Here is a 10,938-nt window from a genome sequence, read left to right on the forward strand (position 1 = left end):
TCAGCTGTAGGCGGGGTTCATCACGATCAAGAGGATCGCCGTCCAGTGGCACAGGAACGCGATCACGGTGCAGGCGTGGAACAGTTCGTGGAACCCGAACACGCCGGGCGCCGGATTCGGGCGCTTGAGCGCGTAGAACACGGCACCGACGGTGTAGGAGACGCCGCCGACGAGCACCAGCACCATCATCGCGACGTTCGCGTTCACGAGGTCGACGATGTACATCATCGCCGCCCAGCCGAGGGCCACGTAGAGCGGCACGTAGAGCCAGCGCGGCGCCTTGAGCCAGAAGATCCGGAAGCCGATCCCGAGCAGGGCGCCGCCCCAGACGATCGAGAGCAGCACCACCGCCTTGTCGGGCGGCAGGGCGCACACGGCGAGCGGCGTGTAGGTGCCGGCGATCAGCAGGAAGATGTTGGAGTGGTCGAGCCGGCGGAAGACCGCCTTGACCTTCGGCGACCAGTTGAAGCGGTGGTAGGTGGCCGAGATGCCGAACAGCAGCAGCGAACTCGCCATGAACACCGCCGACGCCCACTTGGCGGCCGCACCGTCGGCGAGGCAGATGAGCACGATCCCCGCGGCGATCGCGAGCGGGAAGGTGCCCGCGTGGATCCAGCCCCGCCAGAGCGGCTTCGTCTCGACCGGCGGATGATCGAGCTCGTCCTCGAGGAACGGCAGGTTCGGCAGACCCGCGGCGGGTTCGGCCTCCGCGCGCGCCTCGTCCGCGGTCGGCGACCCGGGCAGTTCGCCGCCGGCGGCGTCGGACGGGTTGTCGGTCGGGGCCGGCGCGGCAGTCATGGTGCGATCGTAGCCGGGGGTCCATCACGCATCCTGGGAGCGTCGGCCGGATCGCCGCGCGGGCCCGGGTCGGCTAGCGTTGCTCCGTGAGTCAGCGGCAGGGTCCAGGCGGCACGGGACCGCTCTACGGCCTCTACCAGGCTCGGCTGCGCCGCCAGCTGCAGGGGGCGACCCTGCCGCAGCACGTCGCGATGATCATCGACGGCAACCGGCGCTGGGCCCGCGAGCGGGCGCTCGAGACCGCCGCGCACGGTCACCGCGCGGGGGCCGAGAAGATGCGCGAGTTCCTCGGCTGGTGCGACGAGCTCGGCATCAGGGTGGTCACCATCTACCTGCTGTCCACCGACAACCTCACCGGGCGATCGGACGACGAGCTCGACCAGCTGTTCGAGATCATCGCCGACCTCGCCGACGACCTCTCCCGAGCCGCCGACTGGCGCATCCAGCACGTCGGCACCACCGACGGGCTCCCCGAGCCCCTCGTCGGGGCGCTGCGCGCCGCCGCCGACCGCACCTCCGGCAACGTCGGGCTGCACGTGAACCTCGCCGTCGGCTACGGCGGGCGCCGCGAGATCGCGGATGCCATGCGCAGCATCGTGCGCGACCACGGCGAGCGCGGCGGCAGCGTCGAGGAGCTGGCCGGCATCCTGACCCCCGAGCTGATCGGCGAGCACCTCTACACCCAGGGTCAGCCCGACCCCGATCTGATCATCCGCACCTCGGGGGAGCAGCGCCTCTCGGACTTCATGCTGTGGCAGTCGGCCCACAGCGAGTTCTACTTCGTCGAGGCGCTCGGTCCCGACCTGCGCGAGGTCGACTTCCTGCGCGCCCTGCGCGCCTACGCGACGCGGCACCGCCGCTACGGACAGTGAGGCCCCTGTGACCCTCGACATCGACGACTACGCCGCGCGTTTCCACGAGGAGCCCGGCTACCTCGACTTCGCGGGGGTCGGGCCGATCGGCGACACCGTGCGCGCCGAGACCGAGGCCTTCCAGACGCTGCTCGCGGGGGGACGTTTCGGGTCGTTCGCCCCGATCTTCGAGCAGAGCGCCCGCGTGCGCGCCGCCGTCTCGGCCGTCACCGGGTTCCGCCCCGAGCAGATCGCGTTCCAGCCGAACACGAGCCAGGGCCTCATGCACGCGCTGTTCGGGGTCACCGGCGGCGTCGCCCTCTCGGCCGCCGAGTTCCCCTCGCTCACCTTCGCCACCGTGCGCGCCCAGGAGGCGCTCGGCGTCGCCCAGCCGCTGTGGCTCGAGACCGATCACGGGCGCGTCACCCCCGGCAACATCCGCGACCAGCTCGACAGCTCGGTCGTCGCCGTGGCGGTGAGCCTCGTCGACTTCCGCACGGGCTACCTCGTCGACCTCGAGGGCATCCGCCAGGTGATCGGCGACCGGCTCCTCATCGTCGACGCCATCCAGGGCTTCGGCGTCGTCGACGCGCCCTACCAGGTGGCGGATGTCGTGGTCGCGGGCGGGCAGAAGTGGGCCCGCGCCGGCTGGGGCACCGGCTTCCTCGCCCTCTCGGACCACGCGCTCGAGCACCTGACGCCCGTCTGGTCGGGTTTCACCGGCACCGAGTCCGAGGGCATGCCGCTCGACGAGGTCCTGCCGCCGGCGCCCGACGCACGCGCGTATGCGGTCTCGAACGCGGACCCGATCGCCATGGCGCGCTTCTCGGCCGCCCTCGAGGAGATCGCCGAGGTGGGCGTCGCGGCGATCCACGCCCGCGTCGCCGAACGGGTGAGCGCCGTCATCGACACGGCCGACGAGTTCGCCCTGCCGGTCGTCTCGCCGCGTGCCGAGGCGGAGCGCGCCGGCATCGTCATCGTGCGGCCCGAGCCCGACCAGCTCACGATGCTCGCCGCGGCCCTGCACAACCACGGGGTGAGCGTGACGGTGCGCGGCGGCACGGTGCGCCTCGCCCCGCACGCCTCGACCGACGCCGAGACGCTCGCCATGCTCCGCTCCGCGCTCACGTCCTTCGCCACGGCATCCGGTCGCTGAGAAGAGTTCACGAGCGCGTAACACGGCCCACGCGTGTCGCGCCCCGGGATGCGCCGACCCGGGCTTAGCGTCGGGTCATCGGGCACCGTGCCCGGTCGGAGCGGCCACATAAGTTCGCACCGCTGAGCCCCTGGCCGATCCGCGACAGGATCCGGGTGGCGTGCCCACCCGGGGATGGAGTGGGAGTGCCCGCGCTCGACAAGCCCCAGCAGAAGTCCACGACCGGCGCAGTTCAGGATCGGAAGCAGGGGGAGCGCACCTATGTGCTCGACACCTCCGTGCTGCTGAGCGACCCGCGCTCCATCTACCGGTTCGCCGAGCACTCCGTCGTGCTCCCCGTGGTCGTGGTGACCGAACTCGAGGCCAAGCGCCACGATCCCGAGATCGGCTACTTCGCACGCCAATCCCTGCGGATCCTCGACGACCTGCGGGTCGAGCACGAGCGGCTCGACTTCCCGATCGTGGTGGGCGACAACGGCGGCACGCTGCGTGTCGAGCTCAACCACTCGAACATGTCGGTGCTGCCCTCGGGGCTGCAGCTGAACGACAACGACTCCCGCATCCTCGCGGTCGCGATGAACTTGGCCAACGACGGTCTCGACGTCGTCGTGGTCTCGAAGGACCTGCCGCTGCGCGTCAAGGCCGCGTCGATCGGTCTCGCCGCCGAGGAGTACCGTGCCGAGCTCGCGGTGGACTCCGGATGGACGGGGGTCGCCGACCTGGAGATCTCGGCCGAGCAGATGGCGGATCTGTACGACACCGAGACCCTCGTCTCGCGGCAGGTGCAGGACCTGCCGGTGAACACGAGCCTCGTCATCCACTCCGAGCGCGGCTCGGCCCTCGGGCGCGTGACCGGCCGCGGCGAGCTCAAGCTCGTGCGCGGCGATCGCGACGTGTTCGGACTGCACGGCCGCAGCGCCGAGCAGCGCCTCGCGATCGACCTGCTGCTCGACCAGGAGGTCGGCATCGTGTCGCTCGGCGGTCGCGCCGGCACCGGCAAGTCGGCGCTCGCGCTGTGCGCGGGTCTCGAGGCGGTGCTGGAGAAGCAGCAGCACCGCAAGATCATGGTGTTCCGTCCCCTCTACGCGGTCGGCGGCCAGGAGCTCGGCTACCTGCCCGGCGACAAGGAGGAGAAGATGAGCCCCTGGGGCCAGGCGGTGTTCGACACGCTCGGCGCCCTGGTCTCCGAGAACGTGCTCGACGAGGTGGTGGAGCGCGGCATCCTCGAGGTGCTGCCGCTCACCCACATCCGCGGGCGCTCGCTGCACGACGCGTTCGTGATCGTCGACGAGGCGCAGTCGCTGGAGCGCAACGTGCTGCTGACGGTGCTCTCGCGGATCGGCCAGAACTCGCGGGTCGTGCTCACCCACGACGTCGCCCAGCGCGACAACCTGCGCGTCGGCCGCCACGACGGCGTCGCCTCGGTGATCGAGACCCTCAAGGGCAACGCGCTCTTCGGCCACATCACCCTGACCCGCTCGGAGCGCTCCGCGATCGCGGCGCTCGTCACCGAGCTGCTGGAGTCCAACGAGCTCGCCTGATCGGCGTCCGACCCCCTCAGAAATGCAGGAGATCCGGGTCGCCGCCCCCGTGGTGACGGGAGTCGGCGGCCCGGATCCGTGTCTTCTCCTGCATTTCTGCGGATGCGGCGGTTCCCGGATCAGCCCGGGTGGGTCATCGAGAGCACGTCGAGCGCCGCGTCGAGCTGCTCGAGCGTGAGCTCGCCGCGCTTCACGAAGCCGAGGTCGATCGTGGCCTCGCGCACCGTGATGCCCTTGGCGACCGCGTGCTTGGCGATCTTGGCGGCGCTCTCGTAGCCGATGTACTTGTTGAGCGGCGTGACGATCGACGGCGACATGCCGGCGAGTGCGGCCGCGCGCTCGAGGTTCGCCTCGAGGCCGTCGACGGTCTTGTCGGCGAGTACACGGCTCGAGTTGGCGAGCAGGCGGATCGACTCGAGCAGTGCCGTGCCCATCACGGGGATCGCGACGTTGAGCTCGAAGTTGCCGGTGGCGCCGGCCCACGCGATGGTGGCGTCGTTGCCGATCACCCGCGCCGCGACCATGATGACGGCCTCCGGGATCACCGGATTCACCTTGCCGGGCATGATCGAGGAACCCGGCTGCAGGTCGGGGATGTGCAGCTCGCCGAGACCGGTGTTGGGGCCGGACCCCATCCACCGCAGGTCGTTGGAGATCTTGGTCAGCGACACCGCGATGGTGCGCAGCGCCCCCGACGCCTCGACCAGCCCGTCACGCGCTCCCTGCGCCTCGAAGTGGTCCTGCGCCTCGGTGACGGGGAGCCCGGATGCGGCCGCCAGCTCGGCGATGACCTTCTGCGGGAAGCCCTTCGGGGTGTTGATGCCGGTGCCCACGGCGGTGCCGCCGAGGGGCACCTCGGCCACGCGGGGGAGTGCCGCCTCGATGCGCTCGATGCCGAGCCGCACCTGGCGCGCGTATCCGCCGAACTCCTGGCCGAGGGTGACCGGGGTGGCGTCCATGAGGTGGGTGCGGCCCGACTTGACCGCGTGCTTCCAGAGCGCCGCCTTCGCCTCGAGGGCGGTCTCGAGGTGGTCGAGCGCCGGCACCAGGTCGCCGATGAGCGCCCCCGTGACGGCGACGTGCACCGAGGTGGGGAATACGTCGTTCGACGACTGCGAGGCGTTGACGTGGTCGTTCGGGTGCACCGGCGCGCCGAGCTTCTCGGTCGCGAGGGTCGCGAGCACCTCGTTCATGTTCATGTTCGAGCTGGTGCCGGACCCGGTCTGGTAGGTGTCGACCGGGAACTGGTCGTGGTGCGCCCCGCCGATGATGTCGTCCGCGGCGGCGACGATGGCGTCCGCGATCGCGCCGTCGAGCACGCCGAGCTCCTTGTTGACGATCGCCGCCGAGCGCTTGATGCGGGCGAGCGCCACGATCTGCGCCGCCTCGAGGCCCGTGCCCGAGATCGGGAAGTTCTCGACCGCCCGCTGCGTCTGCGCACGGTAGAGCGCGGATGCCGGCACCCGCACCTCGCCCATCGTGTCGTGTTCGATGCGGTACTCGGCGTCGGTGCCCATGGGTGTGCCCTTTCGGTGCGGCTCGGTGTGACGGGGGAGTGGCCTAGGCGGCGTCGCCGACGATGACGGCCGGGACGGCGGTGCCCTCGAGGAGCTTGTAGTTCGCTCCGACGACAGCCAGCGTACCCGCGGCGACACCGTCGGCGATGAGCTCGGAGCGCGCCACCAGCTCGCTCACGGTGCGCTCCAGGTGGGTCAGGCCGACCGCCTCCGGGTCGCGGGATGCGGCGGCCCGCACCGAGGGGCGGATCGCGGCGATGTGTCCCGCGATGTGCGGCGGCAGCGGGCGGGCGTCGGGCTTGTCGAGGTCGATCGCGGCCTGCACCGCGCCGCAGGCGTCGTGCGCGAGCACCACGATGAGCGGCACGTCGAGCACCGCCACCGCGTACTCGAGCGAGGCGATCGCCGAGTCGGAGATGACCTGCCCGGCGTTGCGCACCACGAACAGATCGCCGAGCCCCTTGTCGAAGATGATCTCGGCCGCGAGGCGGGAGTCGCTGCAGCCGAACAGGGCGGCGTGCGGCGCCTGGGCGGCGGCGAGCTCCTCGCGGCGCTCGACGTCCTGGCGGGGGTGCGCGGGCTGCCCCGCGACGAAGCGCTCGTTGCCGCGCACCATCTCGCGCCAGACGTCGGCGGGGGTGCGGCGTGCGGTCTCGGTCATGGCAGCTCCTGGGCGACGGCGGAGGCGAGCACCGCGAACTCCTCGTCGCCCGCGGTCCCCGCGAGCACGATGGTCGAGGCGCCCGCGTCGGTGGTGAGGGCGTAGGCGACGTTTCCGGGGTCGGATGCGCCGCGTCGGTCATGCGTGGTCCATTCGACCCCGTCGAGCGCGACGGTGGCTCCGGCGGCGGCGCCGCGCACCTGGTCGGCGGCCCAGCTGGGGTTGGCGTCGATGCCCTGCACCAGCGCGATGTACTGCTGCTCGGGGGTCACGAATCCGATCCGCCACGTGGTGACGCCGTCGGAACCGGTGGCGAGCTCGGCGCGGTTGGCCGTCCAGCCCTCGGGGAGCGTCGGCACGATGAGGGGCTCGTCGACGGTCGCCTGGGCGGCGGCGCCGACCGCGACGTAGTCGACGGGGTCGATGCGCGACCCGGTGTCGACGAGGCCGACGGTCATGACGATGACGATCGCGGCCACCGCGGATGCCACGGTCGCGATCGCGAGGTTCAGCACCGTCTGGTTGCCGCGGCGCTTGGCGCTCGCGGCGGCCTTGCGTTCCGCGGTCTCCTGCGGGGTCTCGGCACGGCCGAGCTCGGCGACGATCGGCCGCCCCGCCTCGTCGACCCCGCTCGCGCGCGGGCTCACGATCCCTCGGCCGCGGCGCGGGCGGCGTCGAGCCGCTCCTTCGCGCCCACGAGCCATTCCTCGCAGCGTCGGGCGAGCGCCTCGCCGCGCTCCCAGAGGGCGAGCGACTCCTCGAGCGTCGCCGCGCCCTGCTCGAGCTGCTGCACCACCTGCACGAGCTCGTCGCGCGCCTGCTCGTAGCTGAGTGCGGCGACGTCGGCGGGGGTGGCGTCGGTCATGCTGTCCATCCTAGATCGTCTCGTCGGACCGCTTCCCGGCCGCCCGGTGGATCGCGGCGGCGATCCGGTCGGCGTCGAGCCGGAGCTCGCGGAACATGCCGCTGATGGGGTTCGTGTACCCGGTGAAGTGGAGGCCGGGGGCCGACGGCGCGGTGCGCGCACCGTGCACGCGGGGCAGGCCGCGTTCGTCGAGCACCCCGAGGTCGCCGACCAGCGGCTCGAGCCCGCGACGGTAGCCGGTGGCCGCGATGATCGCATCCGGGGTGAACCGGGAGCCGTCCGCGAGCACCACCTCGCCGTCGGGGCCGAACGACTCGACGGCCGCGACCGGCTCGATCCGTCCGGCCCGCACCCCCGCGATCAGCCCGACATCCTGCAGCGGCACCGATCCCTCCATGACGCGCGAGTACAGACCGGTCGTCGGCCGGGGCAGGCCGTAGGCCGACAGATCGGGCACCTCGAGACGCGAGGTGACCACCGCGATCCGGTCGACGACCGGCACGGGCAGGTGCCGGACCAGGATCCCCGTGCCCTGCGCCGGCCAGCCGAGCCTCGAGCGCCGCACGATGTGCGGGACCGTGCGGATCGCGAGCCGGACGCGCGCCGCGCCGCCCTCCACCAGGTCGACGGCGATCTCGGCACCCGTGTTACCGGCGCCGACGACGAGCACGTCCCGGCCGCGGTAGGGGCTCGCGTCGCGGTACGCGGAGGCGTGCAGCAGCTCGCCGGGGAACCGCTCGGCGCCCGGCCAGCTCGGCGGCACCGGGGTGTGGTTGTAGCCCGTGGCGATCACCACGGTCGGTCCGCGGAGCGCCTCCCCGGCCGCGGTCTCGAGCACCCATCCGCCCCCGTCCGCCCGCGCGATGCGCGTGACCTCGACGCCCGTGCGCACCTCGATCCCGTGGTGCGCGGCGTACGTCTCGAGGTAGCGGACGACGTCGGCGCGCGCGACCCATCGGCCGAAGCGACGAGGGATGGGGAGCCCCGGCAGGCCCGACCAGCGCCGGGTGGTGTGCAGGTGGAGCCGTTCGTAGTGGTGCCGCCACGAGGCGCCGACGTCGTCGGTGCGCTCCAGCACGACCGCGCGGATGCCGCGCCTGCCGAGGGATGCGGCGACCGCCAGGCCGGCGGGGCCCGCGCCGATCACGAGCACGGGGGACGGATCCATGGTGCTTCCTCCCGCCTTCCGGACGACTAGTCGGCGTGCGCCGCGAGCTCGCCGCCCGCGACCCGGATGCGGAGCGCATCGCCCGACGACACCGCGGCGGGGTCGCGCACGAGGGCGGCGCCCGCGTGCACGACCGCGTACCCGCGGTCGAGGGTGCGCTGGGGGGAGAGTGCGCGCAGCTCGGCCACCAGACGGTGCACGGCGGTCTGCTCGCGCTCGACGCGCAGCTGCACGAGGTGCGAGCCGCGGTCGACGAGGCGGATGAGGTCTTCGGCGCGGGCATCGACCATGACGCCGGGGTCGGCGAGGGCCGGCCGCGACCGCAGCGCGGCGATCCGCTCGATCTCGCCGTTCACGAGCGACGTCATGCGCATCGCCATGCGCGCCCGCGCCTGCTGCACCCGTGCCGCCTCGTCGGCGACGTCGGGCACCACGCGCTTCGCGGCGTCGGTCGGGGTGGAGGCGCGCAGGTCGGCGACCAGGTCGAGCAGCGGGCTGTCGGCCTCGTGTCCGATCGCCGACACGAGCGGCGTCGCGCAGGCGGCGGCGGCGCGCACGAGCTGCTCGTCGCTGAACACCAGCAGGTTCTGGAAGTCGCCGCCACCGCGGGCCACGATGATCACGTCGACCTCCGGGTTGGCGTCGAGCTCGCGGATGCCGGCGGCGACCTCGCGGGCGGCGTTCGTGCCCTGCACGGCGGCGTGCCGCACGCGGAACGTCACCTGCGGCCAGCGCAGCTGCGCATTGCGCAGCACGTCCTTCTCGGCATCCGAGTCCTTGCCCGTGACGAGCCCGATGCAGCGCGGGAGGAAGGGGAGCGGCTTCTTGCGGGAGGCGTCGAACAGCCCCTCCTCCTGCAGGGTGCGCTTGAGCCTCTCGAGCTGCGCCAGCAGGTCGCCGAGACCCGCGTGCCGCAGCTCGGAGGCCACCATCGAGAGGCTGCCGCCGCGCACCCAGTAGTCGGGACGCACGAGCGCCACCACGCGGTCACCCTGGGCGAACTGCTCGGTGAGGCGCTGCAGGGTCGACGACCACACGGTGAGCGACACCGTCACGTCCTGGTCGAGATCCTTCAGCTTCGCGTATACGACGCCGCGCGCCAGGTTCCACTGGGTGAGCTCGCCCTCGACCCACACCGAGCCGAGCCGATCGATGTAGTCCTTGATCTTCGACGAGAGGGTCGCGACCGCCCACGGGCTCTCGGCGGTGGGCTTGGCGGCGTCGGACACGCGCCCAGGTTATGCGATGCGGAGGACCCTAGACTCGGCATGTGAGCGGGATCTCGAACGGCGCACTGGGGACGACCCTGGAGACGCCCCACGTCCCGGCTCCGCGCGGTCGCCTCCGCGACGAACCCGTCGGCGCGCCGAAGCGCGTGCTGCTCGCCGCCCCGCGCGGATACTGCGCGGGCGTCGACCGCGCGGTGATCGCCGTCGAGAAGGCGCTCGAGAACTACGGCGCCCCGGTCTACGTGCGCAAGCAGATCGTGCACAACGTGCACGTCGTCTCCGAGCTGGAGCGCCGCGGCGCGATCTTCGTCGACGAGGTCGAGGAGGTCCCCACGGGTTCCCACCTCGTGTTCAGCGCCCACGGGGTCTCGCCGATGGTCGTGCAGTCGGCGGCCGAGCGGGAGCTGCAGGCCATCGACGCCACCTGCCCCCTGGTCACCAAGGTGCATCGGGAGGCCACCCGCTTCGCCAAGCAGGATCTCCAGATCCTGCTCATCGGGCACGCCGGCCACGAGGAGGTCGAGGGCACGATGGGCCACGCGCCCGAGCGCACGATCCTCGTGAACAGCCCGGACGACGTCGCGCGTCTCGAGGTCGACGACCCCGAGAACCTGGTCTGGATTTCGCAGACGACGCTCTCGGTCGACGAGACGATGGAGACCGTGCGGCGTCTCCGCGAGCGGTTCCCGAAGCTCCAGGACCCGCCCTCGGACGACATCTGCTACGCCACCCAGAACCGGCAGGTGGCCATCAAGAAGGTCGCGCCGCAGGCCGACCTCGTGATCGTGGTCGGCTCGGCCAACTCGTCCAACAGCGTGCGGCTCGTCGAGGTCGCCCTCGAGCACGGCGCGCGCGCCGCCCACCGCATCGACTACTCGAGCGAGATCCGCCAGGAGTGGCTCGACGGCGTCGCCACGGTCGGGGTCACGAGCGGGGCCTCGGTGCCCGAGGTGCTCGTGCAGGAGGTGCTCGCCGACCTCGCGGACGCGGGGTATCTCGCCGTCGAGGAGGTGCGCACGGCCGAGGAGGACCTCATGTTCTCTCTGCCGAAGGAGCTGCGCCGTGACGCGTCCGGGAACGCCGACGCGCGGGCCCTGGGGGGACGCGCCCGCGCCTGAACCGCCCCACCGCGGCCGGCATCGGGCAGAATCG

Annotated in this window: 11 protein-coding genes; 4 read left to right on the forward strand and 7 right to left on the reverse strand. The window is 72.2% G+C overall.

Translation table 11 applies throughout. From position 1 onward, the window contains the following. Positions 1-798: a PAQR family membrane homeostasis protein TrhA gene (gene trhA / locus NUH29_RS05160; protein ID WP_258797954.1), complete on the reverse strand. Its 798-nt coding sequence runs from the start codon at positions 796-798 to the stop codon at positions 1-3. A gap of 86 nt (positions 799-884) precedes the next feature. Between trhA and NUH29_RS05165 the strand changes: the two genes are divergently transcribed. From NUH29_RS05165 to phoH2, 3 genes are all read left to right on the forward strand, one after another. Continuing rightward, entirely contained in the window at positions 885-1,670 is a 786-nt protein-coding gene (locus NUH29_RS05165; RefSeq protein WP_258797955.1) for an isoprenyl transferase, read from the forward strand. Between the two features lie 7 nt (positions 1,671-1,677). Further along, complete coding sequence (locus tag NUH29_RS05170) at positions 1,678-2,805, forward strand: aminotransferase class V-fold PLP-dependent enzyme (protein WP_258797956.1); 1,128 nt, start codon at positions 1,678-1,680, stop codon at positions 2,803-2,805. A gap of 185 nt (positions 2,806-2,990) precedes the next feature. Continuing rightward, positions 2,991-4,346 (forward strand): RNA 5'-3' helicase PhoH2, encoded by a 1,356-nt coding sequence (gene phoH2 / locus NUH29_RS05175; RefSeq protein ID WP_258797957.1) that lies wholly within the window; start codon positions 2,991-2,993, stop codon positions 4,344-4,346. 119 nt (positions 4,347-4,465) lie between these two features. Here phoH2 and NUH29_RS05180 read toward each other — a convergent pair whose 3' ends face one another. From NUH29_RS05180 to xseA, 6 genes are read right to left on the reverse strand one after another with little or no spacing between them, the layout of a single operon-like run. Further along, positions 4,466-5,863 carry a class II fumarate hydratase gene (locus tag NUH29_RS05180; RefSeq protein WP_258797958.1) on the reverse strand — a complete coding sequence of 466 codons (1,398 nt, stop codon included), beginning with the start codon at positions 5,861-5,863 and terminating at the stop codon, positions 4,466-4,468. A gap of 43 nt (positions 5,864-5,906) precedes the next feature. After that, positions 5,907-6,524, reverse strand: coding sequence for a carbonic anhydrase (locus NUH29_RS05185; protein WP_258797960.1), 618 nt, complete (start codon positions 6,522-6,524; stop codon positions 5,907-5,909). After that, positions 6,521-7,171 carry a DUF4245 domain-containing protein gene (locus NUH29_RS05190; protein ID WP_258797961.1) on the reverse strand — a complete coding sequence of 217 codons (651 nt, stop codon included), beginning with the start codon at positions 7,169-7,171 and terminating at the stop codon, positions 6,521-6,523. The genes NUH29_RS05185 and NUH29_RS05190 overlap by 4 nt, the downstream gene beginning before the upstream one ends. Next, entirely contained in the window at positions 7,168-7,398 is a 231-nt protein-coding gene (locus NUH29_RS05195) for an exodeoxyribonuclease VII small subunit (protein WP_373317436.1), read from the reverse strand. Before NUH29_RS05195 ends, NUH29_RS05190 begins: the two co-directional genes overlap by 4 nt. Position 7,399: 1 nt before the next feature. Then, positions 7,400-8,557 (reverse strand): flavin-containing monooxygenase, encoded by a 1,158-nt coding sequence (locus NUH29_RS05200; protein WP_258797963.1) that lies wholly within the window; start codon positions 8,555-8,557, stop codon positions 7,400-7,402. Positions 8,558-8,583: 26 nt separating this feature from the next. Continuing rightward, positions 8,584-9,786 carry an exodeoxyribonuclease VII large subunit gene (gene xseA, locus NUH29_RS05205; protein ID WP_258797964.1) on the reverse strand — a complete coding sequence of 401 codons (1,203 nt, stop codon included), beginning with the start codon at positions 9,784-9,786 and terminating at the stop codon, positions 8,584-8,586. Between the two features lie 50 nt (positions 9,787-9,836). Here xseA and NUH29_RS05210 point away from each other — a divergent pair, with 50 nt between their 5' ends. After that, positions 9,837-10,904, forward strand: a complete 1,068-nt coding sequence (locus NUH29_RS05210; protein ID WP_258798423.1) for a 4-hydroxy-3-methylbut-2-enyl diphosphate reductase — start codon at positions 9,837-9,839, stop codon at positions 10,902-10,904. Positions 10,905-10,938: the final 34 nt, after the last annotated feature.

The sequence above is a fragment of the Protaetiibacter mangrovi genome, assembly GCF_024752305.1.
In the GTDB taxonomy this organism is placed as follows: domain Bacteria; phylum Actinomycetota; class Actinomycetes; order Actinomycetales; family Microbacteriaceae; genus Homoserinibacter; species Homoserinibacter mangrovi.